At 68.0% G+C, this 18,981-nt stretch carries 5 protein-coding genes; all 5 read right to left on the reverse strand.

What is annotated here, in order from left to right; all coding sequences use genetic code 11:
- Positions 1–17: 17 nt before the first annotated feature.
- Complete coding sequence (locus OG607_RS42140) at positions 18–2,324, reverse strand: UvrD-helicase domain-containing protein (RefSeq protein ID WP_405735153.1); 2,307 nt, start codon at positions 2,322–2,324, stop codon at positions 18–20.
- Positions 2,321–9,058 (reverse strand): DEAD/DEAH box helicase, encoded by a 6,738-nt coding sequence (locus OG607_RS42145; RefSeq protein ID WP_405735156.1) that lies wholly within the window; start codon positions 9,056–9,058, stop codon positions 2,321–2,323. The genes OG607_RS42140 and OG607_RS42145 overlap by 4 nt, the downstream gene beginning before the upstream one ends.
- Positions 9,055–14,550, reverse strand: a complete 5,496-nt coding sequence (locus tag OG607_RS42150; protein WP_405735159.1) for a hypothetical protein — start codon at positions 14,548–14,550, stop codon at positions 9,055–9,057. Before OG607_RS42150 ends, OG607_RS42145 begins: the two co-directional genes overlap by 4 nt.
- Entirely contained in the window at positions 14,547–17,609 is a 3,063-nt protein-coding gene (locus tag OG607_RS42155; protein ID WP_405735160.1) for an SNF2-related protein, read from the reverse strand. The genes OG607_RS42150 and OG607_RS42155 overlap by 4 nt, the downstream gene beginning before the upstream one ends.
- A 119-nt stretch (positions 17,610–17,728) precedes the next feature.
- Complete coding sequence (locus OG607_RS42160) at positions 17,729–18,892, reverse strand: serine/threonine-protein kinase (RefSeq protein WP_405735162.1); 1,164 nt, start codon at positions 18,890–18,892, stop codon at positions 17,729–17,731.
- Positions 18,893–18,981: the final 89 nt, after the last annotated feature.

The following is an 18,981-nucleotide window of genomic DNA, read 5'->3' on the forward strand; positions in this document are numbered from 1 at the left end:
GTGCCGGAGCGGGTGTGTCACACCGGCAGGTAGGGGCTGGGTTTGCCGTGCCAGCTGACGGTGAGGGCGTCGCGGGCACGGGTGGTGGCTACGAAGAGAAGGGAGCGGGCTTTGCGCTGTTCGCGTTCGTAGCGGGGCGGGTCTTCGGTGCGGTAGCGCTCGATCCTGCTGGTGCGCGGGATGATGCCGTTGCTGGCGCCGACGACAGCGAGCTTTTGGTACTCCAGGCCCTTGAAGCGGTGCATGGTGCCGACGTGGACCTCGCCGGTGCCCTTCGGGCCGTCCTTGGTGAGTTCGGCGCAGGTGATGCCCGCCTTGTCGAAGAGGTAGTACATGGTCTGGTTGACCAGTTCGTGGTCGGCGACGCAGACGGCGATGCGGCCGCTCGGGTCGCGGGAGACGCCGTGTTCGTCCGTGGACAGCTCCGCGCGCCAGGTGGTCAGGGTGGTGACGAGCCCGGCGAGTTCGTCGTCCCAGGAGTCGTACGGGATGAAGGTGGGGGCTGGGCCGTGGAGGACGGAGCGGTAGCCGGCGAGGCTGTCGGTGCCGTCGTCGAGGTCGTCATAGGTGACCTGTTTGTTGTCGACGACGCGCAGGGCCTGGGCGAGGATTTCCCGGGTGGTGCGGTAGCTGAGGGTCAGGCGTGAGGCGCGGCCGCGGATGTTGATGCCCAGGGCGCCGAGGGTGACCTGGTGGTCGTAGACGCGCTGGTGGGTGTCGCCGGCGATGAACATGTCGTTGGGGAGGGTGGGGTCGGCCATGGCTCGCAGCATTTTCCAGTGCGCCGGGCTGAGGTCCTGGGCCTCGTCCACGACGATGTGGCGGTAGCGGTACTCCAGGTAGCGCATGCCGGAGCTGTCGTCGCGGTGGATGAGGTCCTTGCCGCCGATCTCTTCCTTGTACTCACGGCGGGCCTTGATCTTGGCGGCGCGCTCGATCTCGTGGCGGGCGGCGCGTTCGGCGGCCTGGCTCCAGGTTTCGATGCTGAGCTTGTCCAGGCGGGCGGTGAACTGCTCGATGAGCTTCCAGACGTGGTTGCGCTCGGGGCGGGTGAGGGCGCGGCCCCGGCCGGCCCGGCGGGCCTGGAAGTAGGCGGAGCGGGTGGGGACGGACTGGCCGAGGATCACCTGTTCCCACTCCTCCAGCAGGAACTCCGGCTCCCAGCGGCGGTCGTCGAGTTCGGCGAGTAGCTGCCGCATCTCGCCGAGGGCGACGTTGTCGTAGGCGCGCTGCTTGGCGGGGCCGGGGGCGGTGGTTTCTCCCAGGACGCGGGCGGCCAGCTGGTCGATGTTGACGATCTCGACGCGTGCCAGCAGTTCGGGGGCGATGAGGGAGGACAAGCGCAGCCGCAGGTCGGTGGTGAGGTTCTTGGTGAAGGTGGTGAGCAGGATCGGTTTGTTGTGTCCGGGGGGAAGGCGTTCGGCGAGGTGTTTGACCCGGTGCAGGGCGACGATGGTCTTGCCGGTGCCGGGGCCGCCGGAGACGCGGGCGGGGCCGCTGTAGTCGCGGTGGACGATGCGTTCCTGGGTGGGATGGAGGTAGACCTTCCAGGCCCGGAAGTCACCTTCGTCGATGGCGGCCTGTACGTGCTCGTCGACCGCGGTGACCTTGGTGCGGATGAGGGCGGCGGCGAGGTCGTCGGGGTCGGGCTCGTGGGGGAGCTCGACGGGGGCGGTGATTTCCTTGCGGACGTCCTCGATGTCCAGGCCGGCGGCGAGGCCGTACAGGATGTCCTTGGACAGCAGCGGGGCGCCTTCGAGGAGCTGGTCGAGTTCGACGCTGTCGGTGACGGCCAGGGCAAGGTCGATGAGCTGGTCGGCGACGCCGAGTTCGCGCAGCTGTCCGGCGTCGTACGCGGCCAGCAGCGGTGGCGTCGGCTCCGGTTCCGGCGCGATAGGGGCGGGTTCGGGTGTGACGGCTGGAGCGGTGCCGTCGGGTTCGGCGGGGGTGAGGGTGATGCCGGCGCGGCGCAGGGCACTGTCACCGACGACCGCGAGGTCGACGAACTCGATCTCGCCGGTGACGCGGTTGACGGCGACCTGGAGTTCTTCGTAGACGTCCCTGCGGTGGCGGACGGCGATGACCAGCCAGTGTTCGGTGCCGTCGGCGTCGACCCCGGTGGGGGTGAGCAGGGCCCGGTACGACTGGTTGATCTTGGCCCGGTGGATCCGGGAGTCGCCCTTGAGTTTCTTCTTGTCCAGCCCCGGCTGGTCGGGGTTTTTCCGGAAGATGTGGCAGAAGTCGTAGAACTGGGCCTTGACCGAGCGGTCGAGCTTGTACAGCTCCTGTTCGGCCTTGCGGTACAGGCTGAGCCGGGCGGTCATCGGGTGGTGCCTTCTGTGTCGGGGAGCTGGTCGATCAGCTCGTCGAGGTGGTCCAGCCAGTCGGCGGCGCTGCGTACGGTCCAGCCGGCTTCGCCGTAGGCGGTGTCGCGGCGTTGTGCCTCGTGGTCGTCGTCGCCCTGGTGGGCGGGCACGATGGCGATTTTGATGCCGGAGCCGTCCCAGGCGAAGTCGGCTGGCCAGCGGCTGCTGCCCAATTCGAAGCCGAAGACCGGGGCGCGCTTGCCGCGGGCGGCGAGGATTTCGGCGATGCGGAGGAGGTCGGGTGCCTCGTCGGGTTCCTCGCGCAGGATCTCCAGGATCTCCTCGTCCCAGGCGGCGTCGCGGAGCATGCGGTCGATAGCGGCCTCGGCGGCCGAGTCGTGGCCCGGATCGCGTAGGGCAGGCTGGTCCGTGGGCCCCGGTGTGACGGGCGCGGGGGCGCCGATGAGGGAGTCGAGTTCGCCGAGGCCGCCGCAGGCCGCGAGGATCTCGACCTCGAAGTCGGCGGCGCGGCTGGTGGCGAGCTGGACGCCGTCGCCGCCTGCGAGGGAGAGGAATTGGGTGAGGTTGGTCCAGTACAGCCAAGCCCGCCAGCGCAGCTTGTGCTCGTCGCTGTCCAGCACGGCGTCCGCGTCGTCCAGGACGGTCAAGGCGGTCCAGCGTGGGGTCTCGGGGTCGGCGGCATCCAGGGCGAACACGATCGGCAGTCCGCTGGCGTCCTGGGTGCGGAAGACGTGGACGGGTCCGATGCCGGCGGCATCGGGTGCGACCGGTTTGTCGTGGCGTCCGGTGGCGGTGAAGGCGGCCAGTTGCTCGCGCAGCGCCGTCACGAGTTCACTGCGCCGTCCGGTGGCGGCGACCGGAGTGGCGCCGGGGGTGGCGACCAGGCCGGTGACCAGTGCGCGGGCCCGGCGGGCCCAGCGGGTGGGCTCGGGGTCGCGCAGGTAGGCGATCAGCGTGTCGATGGGGTTAGCGAAGACCGCCTCGGTGAAGTGGGCGCGTTGCCCTCCGTACTGCTCGTATGCGGCCTTGGCCTGCTCCTGGGCGGTGCCGGAGTAGGGGGGCCAGACCGGCTCGACCCGGGTGGGGCGCTGTTCGAACAGGTCGATGTCGGCCCATGTGACCTGGAAGACCGTTTCACCGGCGGCGCGCAGCCTGGTGCGCTGGGCGGCGTCGGTGGCGATCCGATTGTGCTCGCTGCTGGCGTGGAAGCGGAACCCTTCGAGGTAGACCTTGATGCTCTGGGTGGGGCCGTCGACCCGGGTGAAGGTGAAGTCGGTGCGGGTGCCTTCGAGCTGCTGCTGCGCGGTGAGCCGCCAGTGGACCACCTCGGAGCCGCTGGTGAAACGCAGGTGCCCGCTGGCGTGCCCGTCCTCCTCCAGGGCAGCATCGTCGGTGACGGTGACCCAGTCGCGCAACGCGGCCAGGAAACGGGCCTCCAGGTCGGATTCAACCTGCTTGTCCAGGCCGACCAGCCCAGTGTGGTCGACGTCGGTGATGTTCCAGCCGTCCTCGCCGTTGCTCTTGAACAGCAGCGACTCCAGCATGGCCAGCGCCGAGGCGCGCGAGACGATGTCCTGGAACTGCTCGGGGGTGTAGCGGTGCAGGCAGCGGTGGCAGGCCCGGCGGCGTTCCCCGGCGCACTCGCACTGCTTGAGCATCTCGTACGCCTTGGCAAGGGTCTCGCGAAAGGCGTCCCGGTCGGTGAGCCGGTCCAGGTAGCCGGTGCCGCCGGGGAGGGAGTCGAAGAGCACCAGGAACCAGCGGCGCTCTCCGCTGTCGGTGTCCGGCATGGAAGCGACGGTGGTGTCCAGGTGCTGTGGATCGCCGCCGAAGTGCAGGTCCACACCCAGGCGCAGGGCGGCGCGGAAGGAGTGCACCTTGGCATCGACGTCCGCGGTCGCGGCCGGGATCAGCACCCGCAGGGCTTCGGTCTGCAGCTTGTGGGCGAGCAGCACCGGCTCCTGCGAAGTGCCGTCGCGCTTGCCTCGCCGCAGCGGGCACCACGGGCGGTGATGCTTGAGCTGGGGGTTGCGCGCGGCCGAGGAGCTGAGGGCGTCGGTGTCGTGGTCGAAGACCGGTTTGCCGTCCGCGCTGGCCGCCCCGCAGGCGGTGCACACATGGAAGGGGTTCAGGCGCACCAGGTGCCCGGCGAAGTCATCGCGGGCTGGGGCGTCGTAACGGACCGGACCGACATTGATCCGGCGGATCATGGCACTGCGGCAGTAGTCCACACCGAAGGTCTGGTGCTCGTGCCGCCACGAGCCGGGCTCGATGTCCTCCAGCGGGATGTCAACCGCGTCCACGACGGTGTAGAAACGCCGGTCGCGTTCGTCTTTGTCGTCCCGGATGCGGGCATCCTCCCGCTTGTCGCGCGAGGTCACCGTTGCTGGCTCGACGACCTGGAACAGGCATGACCCGTCATCGGCGATGTGGCTGGTGTGGCAGCGCGGGCACGGGGAGCGGTCGTCGGTGGCGTTCTCGGTACGCACAAAGCCGCAGCCCGGGCACACCCGCCAGGTACGCCACTCCTGCCGGCCGCCGGTGGCGATCTCCAGGCCCGTGATCTCGTGCCGGTGGCCGTTGACGTAGAAGGTGTTGCCCGGGGCCAGCTCCGAGAGGGCGTAGCGGCGGGGCCGCTCGTATGCGGTCGTCTTGGAGCTGAAGACCACCTTTCCCGTCTTGGGGTCGACGCCCTCTTCCCCGTACAGGGTCGCGGACAGCGTGGTCGTGGAGTCGATCAGCTCATAGTTGGGCAGCAGCCCCAGGTCGCACAGAGCGCTCTGGGCAGTGGTGTCGCCCAGGTCCAGCAGTCGCTTGCCCACCCCGCGGCGTTCGGCGTCGAGTTCGGCCTTCTGCCGTGCCTGTTCGGGATCGGTGTCGTGCAGCTCGTCGTGGGCATCGTCGATCGCCCTCAGCCGATCCCGCAGTGCCTGCCCGCCGCGACGCCACTCGCGTTCGGCATCCTCCACCTTGCCGCGGAGTTCATGCGTCGCGTACTTGCGCAGGTCGGCCTGGGCCTGGTCATTGACGCCGGTGGGGAACATCTGTAGGAACCCCTCGACCAGGGTGTCGCCCTGGGCGATCGCCAGATCCACCAGATCCAGGAGATAGCCCGAGGGCCCGAACAGCGCCGGTGCCTTGTTGGGCAGCGCGCGCAGCACGATGCCGTCCGCCCGCACCAGCCGTCCGGCCGCTGCGAGATCGAGGAGGTGTGCCAGGTACTGGCGGCGCAGGATCTCCACCGCCGACAGGTAGCAGCCCGGCGGGACGATCGTCCCGGCGATCAAGTCCTTGGGCCGTTCCAGGAAGTACAGGTCCCGGCGGCGCCGGTCGGGGATCGTCAGCAAGAACGCGTTGCCGGTACGGCGCCCGGCCCGGCCCACCTGCTGGGCGTAGCCGGCCGGACGGCGCGGCAGCGCGGCCAGCACCACGGCGGACAGGTCACCGATGTCGATACCCATCTCCAGCGTCGGGGTGCAGGACAGCACATTGGGGTCCTTGAACCCCCCGCCCCGCTTGAACGCCTCCTCCACCTTCTCCCGCTGCGGGCGGGTGAGCATGCCGGTGTGCTCGGCAGTCACCACCTGATAGGTGCCCGCCTTGCGGTACAGGCGCCGGTAGTAGTCCTTGGTGTAGTCGCGGTCGCGATGGTGCTTGCCCAGCCCCTCGGGCCGGTCGCCGGCCACCAGGCGGCCGGTGCGGCACCGGTAGGACGGGCAGGGCTGCCCGTGCCACTGATCCAGCAGCGACGGATGGACCGTCTGCTCCCAAAAACACACCGGGCAGCGCACATACGCCTGCCCCACCTGCGTGTCGTCCAGCAGCAGCGCCTCAATGTTCCCCGGCTTCAGCCCGTACACCCGCACCGAAGTGTCGTTCGGGGTCCGCGCCGACAGCAGCCCGGCGGACGCCAGTTCCGGCAGAAGGCGGCTCCAGAACTCCGGGGCTGACTCACGCGGAAGTTCCAGGCAGCGCCCGGCCCACCGCTCGTACCAGGACAGCCGGCCCGTGGCGAAGTCGAACTCACTGCCGCCCTTGGGCTGGCTCAGCAAGAACACCGGCGCCGCGACACGGGAAGGGAAGGCCCGCATGCCGGGCGCGCGCTGGCCCCAGATGAAATACCGGCTGGTGCCGGCCTCGTCGACGTACTTGCTCAGCCACGTGTGACTGACCGCGCCCCGGGTCCGCAGCCGCTCCAGGAAGACCCGCAGGAAGGCGAGATACCGGGCGTCGTCCTGCTCCACCGGCGGCAGACCGGCACGCTCGGGATCCATATGAACAGCCTTGACCAGCTCGATCGCCGCGGCCGGATCCTCGATCCGCACCTGCGCTGCGGCGGTACGGGTCAGCTCCAGGGTCCGGCCGTTACGGGAGCGGAACCCGAACTCCATCAGCGTCTCGAACGCCAGCCGCTGCCCGATCAGCCGCCACGTCTTCAGATCCCCACCGCGCCCCTGGCCCGACAGCAGCCGGTCCACGCCCTTGAAGCCATGCAGATCAGGCGGCACCACCGCGGCCAGGGTGTCCTTGTCCGTGGTCGCGTCCACAACGTCCGCGATCAAGTCATGCAGAGCCGTCGGCTCGTCGTGCTTCAGATGCTTGGCCAGCAGAGCCCGCAGCGAGAACGTGTAGGAGCGGTTGGCGACGAACCCCGCCCGGTGCGCGGCATCTTGCACCGAGTCGTTGAACATCAGCGTCTTGTCCTCGCGGAGCTTCTTGTCCAGCTCCCCGCCGGTGAACAGCTGGGTGATCGACGCCGCCGCCAGCGCGGCCGCCCCGGTACCCAGGAAGCGGATCGCATTGCGCTCACCGCAAGCCGGGCACCAGTCCTCCTTCGCCGCCGTGTTCGCCGTCTCACCGAAGTGGACCAGGACGAACGCTGAGTCCCGGTCCGTCAGCCGCGGATCCTTGCTCTCCTTGTCGTAGTCGTTGAGCGGGTCAGGCAGCCGCAGCCGCTTATGCGCGCCATCCAGCACCATCAGCAACCCGCCGGCGCTCTGCAACGCCGACGAACCGCCCCGGCCCGTACGCCCACTGGCCGGCATCACCTGCGTTCCGGAACCCTCCCTAGCCTCCCGGTCGGTGGCCGCGATCAGATTCCGCACCCGGATCTTGTCCTGGCCGGTGGAGGCACGACGGATCTTGTACGTGTCGAACTGGACGTCCCGGTCGTCACTCTCCGGCGAGAACACCGCCCAGCCCGACCGCCCGCAGTCCCGGCAGTACACCGCCGGCAAGAACAGGTTCGCGCTCTGCCCGGACGTCGCGGTCGTCACCGGCGCCGTACGGTCACCGTCCGACGCCCCACCATCGCCCGTCCCGGCCACGTCCCAGCGGAACTCCGCGTTCGGCCACGGCAGCACGCCACGCAGCAGCCGGGACACCGACCGCGCCCACTGATGCACCTCCACATGGACGAACGGGCGCGGCTCGCCTGGCGCCGAGTCCGGATCGCGGGCGTAGGAGAGCAGCGCGACGAGGCGCGCCAGCGCCTCGGCGGCCTGCTCCGGGTGCTGGGCGATCGACTGCGTCCAGGTAGCCGCCCCGGCCCGCCACATGATGTCCAGCACCTCGGCGCTGGTCTTCACCTCACCGCCCAGCGCATGCATCACCGCCTGGGTGAACAGATGCCGCTTCAGGTTCCCGCCCAGCACGAACGGATCGTCATCGCGGGTCCCCGTCACCGCCTCGATCAGGTCCAGCAAAGCCTCTTCGTCCGACGTCGGGTCCGGCAGCGCCAGCAACTCGTCCGGCGACGGCTGCGGCATACGCATGTTCAGCTCATCAAGGCGGATGAACTCCGCAACCGACAGCCGGTTCTCCCCGACGATCGACTCCGCCGTGAACTCTGTCCCGAAGACCTGTGTCGCCACCTCCAGCAGGTCCGCCAACCCGTCCCGGTCCGTGCCTGACGCAAGCGTCGCCGAGGTGGCCACCGGGCAGATGCGACCCAGCGGACGCCCCGGTTCGGACGCCCCTACCGCAGACGCCAATCGCCGCAGCAGCATCGCTACATCCGTGCCCTGCGCACCGTCGTAGGTGTGGAACTCGTCCACCACCACGTACCGGATATCCGCATCCCGCCACAGCGGCACATCATCCGAACGCTGCAACAGCAGGTCCAGCATCTTGTAATTCGTGATCAGGATGTCCGGCGGCGACAGCTGCATGTCCGAGCGCCGGGTGCGGACCTTGTCGTACCGAATGGCAGCCTTGTCACCGATATACAGGCCGGCCGACAGCTTCCCGAGCTCCGCCTCGTTCCCCGTCAGCAACTCGTTGATGCGCTGCGCTTGGTCGGTGGCCAGCGCGTTCATCGGGTACAGGAACACCGCCTTGATGCCGGTCTTCCCCGCCGCCCGCTCGCGCCGGCAATGGTCCAGCACCGGGTAAAGGAACGACTCCGTCTTACCCGAGCCGGTACCCGTCGTTACCAGCGTCGGCTCCGGCGTATGCCCGTTCGCTGAAGTCAGCCGCGCGAACGCCTCTGCCTGATGCACATACGGCGTCCAGCCCTCCCGCTGCCACTCCAGATGCTCCAGCCACTCCGGGCCAGCGACCGTGAACGGTGTACGGATCCGCAGGTACGGTCCCCGGAACATCCCCGAGGTCTCATCCCCGAGGAACCGGTGCAGCGCTTCCCGCGCCCTTTCGTCAGCGAGGGCATACGTCGTCGACAGGTACTGCAGCAGGCTCTCCTTGAGCCCTCGCGCCTCCAGAGTCGGCCTCACGGCTTCGGCACCTCCTGTCGCTCCGGGTCCCACTCACCGCGTGCAACGGCGGCGTTCAGCCGGGCCTGGAACACGGCGTGCGCCTCGCGCATCTCCGATTCACGGTCCGCCTTGTAGAACGGGGCCTTGTAGCCCTCTGGCACGGGGGCGCTATCCGAGGCCGCTCGGTACGCCTCGAACTGCGCCCATGTCTCCTTCGACTGCCGCTGTCCGATCGTGCGCGCGTTACCCGCCAGTTTGGAGCCGTCGGCGTCGAACCAGGTCACGGCCTCGTACTTCTGGAGCACGGGGAACCGGCCCCGGTACGCGGCGATGAGTGCGTCGGCGTCCATCCCGAGCCAGACAGCAACCAAGGCGTCGATCTCGACCAGCGCGGATCGGCGGGCCCGCTCGGTTCGGAGGGGGGTATCGGGCCGCCAGGACGGCGTGACGCCGTGGAGGGGCTGGAGGCCGGGCCAGGGGCGGGCCCAGCGTTCGCGGTCGGGCCAGGTGGGGTCGTACAGCTCAGACCAGATGTCGGTATAGGCCCGAGTCAGGCAGTTGAGGCGCAGGGCACGGAGTAGGAGGGCGGAGGCAAGGGGATGGTTGGGGGCGGGGGCTGGCATGGCTTTGGCGCCCTTGACCTGTAGATCGCCTCGACCGGTTGCCCGGAGGAAGTAGTCCAATGGAAGCGAGGCCCAGAAACCGGCGACCAGCGCGGTGAGGCCGTTATCGGGCATTGCAAGGCTATGTACGGCATGGATATGCGCCGTGCCGGGCGGAACAAGGGCTGAGTAGAGGGCTCGCTCAGTGTTGGGAGCGACCAGCCGGCGCCAGGCGAGTCGATGGAAGGCGGCATAGCGCCGACGGGCTCTCTGCTCAAGCAGCGCATCGATCTTCTCCGGGCTGACCTGCTCCTCAGCGACGTGGTCAATGCGTGCGATCTGCTGTCGTGCGCGAGTGACTGCTCTGTCGCTTGCTCTCATTCGAGTAAGGGCTTGGTGATCGATCCAACGGTCCTGCTCGGCCAGATACTCAGAGGTCCGGCCCTTCGCCCGTACGTACGCCGTATCAGGCACGAAGTCCGACGGGAGCACGACGAGATCGGCGCCGTACGGATCGTTGCTATTGGCGTCGTGGCGCTTGAAGACAGGGGTGGCGACACTCAGTTGGGTGCCCTTGAGAATCACCTTGCGCCAGCGGTCCGGCTGATAATCCTGGCCCGTGGTCGGTTCGGGTCGGTTGTAGTCGATCAGGTTGTCCTTTTTGGCACCGCTCTCGTCGTATCCGCGTGTGATTTGCGGCAACAGTGGGCCAAGCCGCAGCGGGTAGTCCGCCAGGGCCTCGATTGCCAAAGCTTCCCCCGTACTGACGGGGAAGAGTAGACGGGCCTGCTCGACGGGTTGCCCTTCCTCGTCCAACAGGCGTTGCCATACCGAGAGTAGCCCCCTGTCGACCCGGACGAGGCGGGCCCGGTGCGGCCGCTCGTCGAACTCACCATTGCGATAGCGGACACCTGGCACATCACCCGAACCATCGTGCTGCGCCGAGTACCGCAGCGCGTCCGTGGAAACCAGCCACGACAAATGGTCGAAACCGATCTCTCCAGGCTGTCCGTAGATATGCACCCCGAAGTGGGCAGTATGGCCGACCGGCTCGGGGAAGAAACGCTGCCCGGAGTTGACGAAGTCACCGTGAATCCGGAGTCGCCGGTACGCTGCCTGGCGCAGGCTTGCCTCCTTGTCACCGGTGAAGTGCGTGTCCGGGTGAACCATCCCGGCAGTCCCGTCCGCCGACATGTGCGCCCAGACCTGGCACATAAACGCCCGGTACAGGTCGGGCTGGGTTCCCGTCAGCAGCGGGTACATCTGGGGAGAGCCAAACACCGCCACTTGCGCGCTGGTGTTGGTCAGCTCCCCGAGCACGTACCGGTACACCACCGAGGACTCCAAGAGAGCTGAGCGTCGTCGTTCCTTCTCAGCTGTGGCCGCCTTGGGCTCCAATTCGAACCACGGCTCGTGTTCGGCGAGGACAGCCGACTCGTTCCATCGGGGCCGGACCCACGGGGGGTTGCCAACTTGGAGATCGAAGCCTCCGCCTTGTGCGAAGACGAGGGCGAATTCTAGCTCCCAGTGCAGGAAGCCCTGCTCATCGGCGATGTCGCGCACGGCCCGCATCCAGGGAAAGCGTTGTCCTGGGTCAGTCGTGTCCATGCCCATGAAGCCAGGGAGTGTCTCTTCGAAGGCCTTGAGGGCAGGCAGCGTTTTGAGGCTGTCAAGGAGAGTGCCGTCGGGGACGTCTGCTGTGCCGAGCATGGCCTCCAGGAAGTCCAGCCAGTCGTCAAGGTCCCTGAGAGGAATGGACGCACGCCGCTCTGGGGCTTTCGCCTTCGGCGTGGTCTTCTTCGGCGTGCTCGTGCCGATTTGTTTGGTCTCGATGACCAGTTCGTCGTCGGCGGTAAGTTCGAGGTCGTCGAAGGAAGTTTGCTCGGGCCCCAGCGCGAACAGCGCGGTGGCCTCGACGAAGCGCGGCTCCGATTTCAGGACCGGCGGTGCTGAAGAATCGGCAGTTGCTGGTTCCGGTTCCGGAATCAGTGGCACGTCGCCGAGCAGTTTGCTGAGGCTGTCCACCCCGCTGAACGTGGTGCGTGAGGTGTATTCGCTGTCCGTGCCGTCCAGCAGCGCGGCCTTGTCTACCTGCCAGAACCACAGGGCGCACCAGGCGTCCATGACCTTCTTGAGCCGCCAGTAGGGGGTGTCTGCGGCGTTGAAGAGGTCTTGGTAGACCTTTTCCTTCGGTACGGCCTGGTCGGGATGCTGGAGGAAGGCATATTCGGGGTCGGTGGGCTCGGCGCCCCAGACGTCGATCCTGCGGGAGATCTCCTGTTCGGAGAGCTTCATTCGCTTGACGACGACGGACCACAGGAACTCGGCGCGCCGGGTGGCGTCACGCAGCCGCGTGAACTGCGAGGAGGCTTCTTCCCTCGGCTTGCGTGTCTGGGGGTGGAGCTTGGGGGTGCCGTCCTTGTTTAGGTGGGTGGTGCTGCGTCGGGGCCGCTGGAGGATGCCCTTTTTCCAGGTGGCGAGCTGGGCGACCTGGCCCGAGGCGAGGTCCTTGGCTTCTTTGGAGCCCGTGACTGCTGCCCAGCCGGGGCTCGGCAGCAGGAACTGGTGGACGGCGTCCTGCGGCAGCGGTTGGGGTTCGCCGTCCTTGAGGAAGGGCAGCGGGGTTGGGGCGAGCGCGCCTTTGGCCTTCAGCCACGCCTTGTCGCTCGATGCGACGTCGTCGCCGGCGTATACGGCCCGTCGGGCGCCGATGAGGGAGTTGCCTCGGCGCAGGTGGAGGCCGAACCAGGGGGCCTGCATTCCGGGGTGCATGGTGTTGAGCCAGAGCGAGACCTCGGCGAGTTCGACGCCGGTGGGGTTGAGGTCGACGCCATAGGCGTTGTGGAGGGCGACGTAGGCTCGGGCTCTCTGCTTCTCCGTGAGGACGTCGGCGTTGGGGATGGATTTGCCGAGTTCGTCTTGGCGGCGTCGGAGGTATTCGTCGGCGACTTGGTTGATAGCCTCGTTCAAGAAGGCGCCAGAGCCCAGGGCCGGCTCGCAGATCTTGTATTTGAGCAGGTCGGCGGCGCGGGTGGTGATTGTGTTGCCGTCGCTGTCGCGCTCTTGGTCGAGGCGGTGCTTGAGGGCGAGTTCGACGGTGACCTGAGTGAGGGACTCAGGGGTGTAGTACGAGGCGGAGGTCTCGCGGTCTCGGCCAGCGAGGCGGTAGACGAACTCGCCCTTCGCGTATTTCCGGGGGCCGCGCAGGCCCTTGCGGGCGTCTTTCTCGCTGTAGTGGACCAGGGTGTTGTCGGGGTACTGGTTCTGTCGGTGGGAGGGGATGAGCCAGGACCCTTGCTCGGAGTCGCCGCCCTTAGCGACCTCGCAGAGTTCCTCTTTGGCGATGATGCCTGTGTAGGACATCAGGCCTTCGTAGACGGCGCCGAGCTGGTTGATGCCTAGGTTGCGGTAGGAGATGAAGCCGCCGCGTTCGCCGCGCTTGCTGGCCTTTTTCGTGGTCAGCAGCCGCAGTACTTCGTGGAGGGCGGTGTTGCGCAGACGCAGGTCCAGCCAGCGCGGGTCGTCGTCCTCGTCGCCACGGGGATCGAGGACGCCGCGCCCGATGAGACGGATGGCGGTGGGCTCGAAGAGTTCACTGCGCAGGGGTTCGAAGCGCAGGCCGCGGTCTTCGCTGCGGCGGGCAGCCTTGGCCTTGCGGGTCTCTTCGTCGTCGCCGGGCTGATCGTCGTCGGTTTCGCTGCCGTACCGGCGGTGACCGAAGTTGACCTTGGCGAACAGGACGTCGAGTGATTCGTACAGGTGGAAGCCGTTCTTGGCTTCCTCTTCGATGAGTTCCTCGTCGCGCTCGACGAGTTCACGCAGCCGGGCCATGGAGTAGCCGGCCTCGTAGCTTCCGTCGTCGGCGGGAAGGATGCCGAGTTCGGGGCGGGCCTCGGCGTACAGCAGGAAGAGAATGCGGTAGAGGTAGCGCAGACATTCGCGGGTGAGTTCCCGGGCGAAGGGGATCTTCGGGCTCTCGATGTCGGCTGGCGTGGCGGCGTTCTCGGGCTCGGCCATCCGCTGCAGGACTTCGTTGGCGATGATCTCGACAGAGCGCTGGAGGCCAAAGCGCAGTTCTCCGGAGACACCGGCGGCGTTGTCGCTGGATGCCTTGAGGAGGCTGTCGATCAGCGGGGCCTGGTCGTTCTCGCCGGGGCGGAGCATGTCCAGGCTGAACAGTGCGGCGATGGTGGCGAGTTCACCCTGCTGGGTGCGGTCGTTGCGTTCCAGGGCGGCGTCGAGGCTGGCCGCGAGGTAGCGGCCTTCGTTCCAGGCGTTGCGGTCGGCGAGGAGGATCACGCCGCCGTGGAGCAGCAGGACGAACCGCGGGTGCGGTCCGCCGGGTTCGCCGAGTTCGCTCTGGAACAGCCAGGAGGCCAGGGCGGCACCGGTCTCGTAGATCTCGCTGGCGCTGACACGCAGGGGCGACAGGAGGCGCCCGGGGCCGTCGGCGTCGAGGGCGGTGTCGTTGTCAGCGGCCCAGCCGCAGTCGATGGCTACGATGCCGTGGCCGTGGAAGGCCACGGGCAGGGCGATGTCGCGGCCGGCGCGGTGGACGGTGAGATCGGTGGGTGCGCCGGCGTAGCCGAGGGCGCGCAGGATGTCCTGGTGCCAGGCGGCGAGGCGCTTGGTCCACTCGGGATTGTTGTGGGTGCGCAGCCGAGCGTCGTCATCCACATCACGCTGGGTGCTCTCGGCGAAATAGCCGCGGACGTCCTCGGCGAGGTAGACGCTGCGTAGGGCACGCAGTACCTCGCGTGGGGTCTTGCGGGGGTCGTTCTCGTCGCCCTCGCGCAGGGCCCAGGTGGTGAACAGGCCCTTCTTCAGGTCAGTGCCGAGCTGCTCGGCGAAGTAGTGCGCGGACAGGTACTCACCGCGGTTGGTGAAGGAGTCGAAGTCAGTGCTCATCTTGCGGCGGTGTCCCCTCCGGTAGCGGCGAGCGGCTCAAGGACGGCCAGCAGGCGCAGCATGGGATCGCCCGCCGTTTCGAGGGACTTGACCAGGCTGAGCCTACGGCTGGCGGTCAGGTCGACCCCCCGTTTGTCCGGACGTCCGCTGGCGAAGATGGCTTCCTGCTTCCAGTGGGTGACGCGCTTGCGGTAGGGAGCCAGGGTGGTCTCGATCTGCTGCCGGTAGTCGTTCTCGCGGGCCTTGAGGTAGCGAGTAGCTTCGTCGACGGCACCAGGGACGAGGGCCTTGAGACCGGCCATGTCACGTGGTGTGGCGCGACCCGGCATGCTGGGGCCGACGCCGTAACGCTCCAACAGGTCCGCGGTCAGCGGCAATGTAGCCGGGTTATCGGGGAGGCCTGTGACGGCCATCCATTCGACGACCGTGGGCCGACCGAGTGTGTTGGAGTAGATGCCCTGGACCAGGAACACCGGGCCGTCCACGGTGGCGGCGAGCACCGGGGCCTGGTGGCGGCCGATCTCGACGAGGACCTTGTCGGTGAGCCAGTCCAGGACCGGGTGTACGTCGGTGACGTAGGAGATGTTCGGCCATTGGGACTTGGAGGAGTCACGGGCGGCCTTCAGACGCGTGGCGGCGAGCTTCTTGGAGAAGGTGACGCGCATCCGCCCGGGCTCGGTCTTACTGGGCAGAATCCGCTGCTCGTCCAGGTAGGACTTGGGCAGCGACTTCAGCCGGTACAGCAGATCGCGCGGGGGCTCGAAGGCGATGGTGCCGTCGTCGTCCCGGCGCAGGGACAGCTGGTCCTCGGGGTTGGGGTGGCAGATCTGCCGTAGCGCCTCGTCGAAGTAGTCGGCCGTGGAGCCGAAGACCGTCGGGACCACCGCGCGGGGGACCTCCGGGTGCTCGGGCACGGCGCCGACCTGGCCGAGGAGGCCGGCCAGGAAGGAGGCGCCGCTCTGCTGGGACTGCTTGATCGACTCCTCAACGGTGCGGCCGGCGATCAGGTCCTGGGTGAGACGGGTCTCTTCCTCCTGGGCCCGGTACAAGCCGGTGACGGCCTCGGCCGACCCTTCGATCTTATGGGCCTCCTCCTCACGCTTGAGGAGCTTCTCGCCCACCAGGCGGTCATCGAGCGTGCGGGGCTGCCCGGTCGTCTCATCGGTACGCCATGGGATGTCGCTGGTGAGGACCAGCGCGCGGAACTGGGGCTGGTGTTCCTGGCCGTAGCGGTCGATGCGGCCGTTGCGCTGCTCGATGCGGATCAGGGACCAGGGCAGGTCGTAGTGGAACAGCAGGTGGCACTGCTGGTGCAGGTTGACGCCTTCGGAGGCGACGTCGCCGGTGAACAGGAGGCGCACCGGGTCATCGCGGAGCCCGAACTTCTCGACGATCGCGTTCTGTTCCTGGTCGGTGGTCGCATCGCCGTGCATGACCTGCACCGCACCGCCGAAGCCGAGCCAGGGCTTGTTCTCATCCGGGCTGGTACCTCGGGGGAAGCCGAGGGCCGCCGGCACGGTCTCGGCCAGCCACTTCAGGGTCGGGATCCGTTCGGAGAACACCACGACCCGGGTCTCCGAGCCGGGCCCGACGTCCAGGGCGCGCAGCTCGTCCAGCAACGCGGCCAGCTTCGCAGAGTCCTGGTCCTGGATCTGCTCGACCAGCGCCTGCAGGTCCACCAGGGCCGCTCGCTCCGCCTTTCGGGCTGCCTCGCGGACCGCCGGGTCCACGGGCCGCATCTGCTGCCTGCCGCCGTTCGTCGGCTTCTCCGCGGGCGGCTTGTCGAGGGTCTTGATCCGGGTCTTGACCGTCTCCCGCAGGGCCTCGTGCGAGGACAGGAACGACTTCAGCAGCTGGTACGGGATGAGCTGGTAGGTGCTGGCAGACGGTACCGCCGGGTCGCCGGGGATCCAGCGCGAGGCCAGCTCCGCGAAGACAGCCAGTTCCTTCTCGCTGGCCGGCGCATGGATGGGCTGCGACGGTCCACGGTCCGCCCACGCGCCCTTGAGAGAGTCGCGCACTTCCGCCGAGGTTTTCGTGCGGCGGATGTACAGGTGGTCGAGGTCCTTCACCTCGTACTTGGACGGGTCGGCGATCGCAGCCTCGTCCAGCATCTTGATCAGCTCCGCGAACGACGACGCGTCACCGTTGTGCGGTGTCGCCGAGGCCAGCACCAGCGCGTCGGTCTTCCCGGCCAGCAGTCGGGCCAGCGTGTTGTTCTTCGTTCCGCGATTGACCAGGTTGTGCGACTCGTCGATGACGACCGCGTCCCAGTCGGTGTGCTCCAGGTGGTGCGCGTACACGTCGCTCTTCAGCGTGTCCACGGAGATGATCACGCGCTTGAAATACGCGAACGGATTACGGCCGGCCGGGATCTCCTGCTGCACCCGCTGAATGCCCGTTGAGTCCAGCCGCACCAGCGGGATCGCGAACCGGGTCCACAACTCGCGCTGGAACTGCTCCAGCACATGCTGTGGCGTCACCACCAGGATGCGCTCCCCGCGCCCGCGCCGGATCAGCTCCGCCAGCAGCACCCCGATCTCCAGGGTCTTACCGAGTCCCACCACGTCCGCGATCAGGATCCGTGGCTGGGGGTTCTTCATCGACAGCGCCAGCTCCGCCGGCCGCAGCTGGTGGACCTGCTGGTCCATGAGGAAACTGTCCGCGAAGGCCAGCCCGTGCTCGGTCTGCGGCAGGAACGTCTTGCGCATGACCGCTTCCAGGAACAGCCGCGCCTTGCGGTGGTTCGGGGAGTTATCGGGCCGCAGCTCCGTCTCACGCGGATCCAGTACCTGGATCGCGTCCAGCCGGTCGTAGAAGACGGCATCGACACCGCGGACGAACGACGAGACACCGGTGACCTCGACCATCCACCCGTCATGCCGGGTGCGGGTGACCTTGCGGACCAGCCACAGCTCGTCGCGGACCAGCACCTGAGCGCCGGGCGCGTAGCCCACCGACGAATACCGCCCGTCCGTCGTGGCTTCCTCGGGCTCCCAGGCTTCCCACAGGCCATCGCCCTGACCGGCCTCAGCCCCAGTGCCAGCCTCGACGCTCAACGTCCGCTCCGATCCTTCACCAGCAGCACCGACTGCTGCCCATACCCGCCGTGCGCGGCCCACCCCGCGCACACGGTCCCATCAGCTTCTCATCAAGCGCCGACAGCGCCGCCCACCCTTCACAGAGCCGGATGTACTGCGTACTCCGCCCGCAGCTCCTGCGCCACTCGTCGTGAGGCTGGGGGCCGGCCCGGCCGTGGACGGGGCCGCCGTGGTGCCTCCGGCCCCGTCGGCGGTTCCATCGGTTCGGGCTCGGGCTGTCGTTCCTCAGGCTCTTCTGATTCACCCGCCGCCTGGACCCCGGGCGGGACATCGAGAGGGCTGGCCAGATCCTCAGCCTCAGCAACCGCGCCCTGTTCCTCAAGCAGCTTCTCGAACGAGGGGGACAAGGGCTCACCGGAACGTGCGGCGGCGTGCGGGGCAGCCGTACGCGTGATGAGGGCCAGCCGCGCCTCCGCCGGTGCCACCCCTGCAGCAGACAGCAGTTCCGCGCAGGTCTTGGCAACGACGGACAACGTCGGCCTGGCCTCCGGCTCATGCGCGAGCATCGATCCGAGGAGGGGCGTCAGCCCGGTCGGCACACCCTTGAGATCTGGGGCGATCTCGGCGTTTGTGACCTGAGCTGCGATGGCTTCCCAACGCGACCCGTCGTACGGATAGTGACGCGTCGCCGCATACAGCAGGACAGTCCCCAGCGCGTAGACATCCGCCGCCGGCGTCACCTGCGGGTGCCCGCCGGCCTGCTCCGGCGGCATGCAGCGCACCGTACCGATGATCATCCCACTGTGCGACAACGACTCCTGCGAGGCGTCCATGAACGCCCCCAGCCCAAAGTCGATGATCATGGGGCCGTCGTCACCCAGGATGATGTTCTGCGGCTTCAGATCTCGGTGCAGCAGACCGGCCGCGTGCACTGCCCCCAGCCCCTCGGCGAGCAGCGCACCCAAACTCGCCACCAGCACCATCGGCAACGCGCCATCGCTGTCCACGCACTCCAGCAAAGTGCGGCCAGGCACGTACTCCATCGCGAGCCAGGGCCGGTCCGCATACGGGTCGGCATCCAGGAACCGGGCCACCCTGTTGGTCCCCACCACCGTCCGGGCTATCAGAGCTTCCTTCTCGAAGCGCGCCCGCGTCACGGGATCCAGCTTGTCGCTGCGGATCACCTTCACCGCCACCGGGTCGCCCGCCGGCGAATAGGCGAGGTACACCTCACCCATCCCGCCCGAGCCGAGTTCCCGCGCCACCGTATAGCGGCCAATCCGCGTAGGTGCCGCGCTCATCAGTCCCAACTCACCTCTCGCCCGCGCCCCTCCGCTCAGGGCTATCGCTCTCGATCACCCTAACTGGCTGGGCTGGTGGTCTGAGAGCC

This window comes from Streptomyces sp. NBC_01537, assembly GCF_045040445.1.
GTDB lineage: Bacteria > Actinomycetota > Actinomycetes > Streptomycetales > Streptomycetaceae > Actinacidiphila.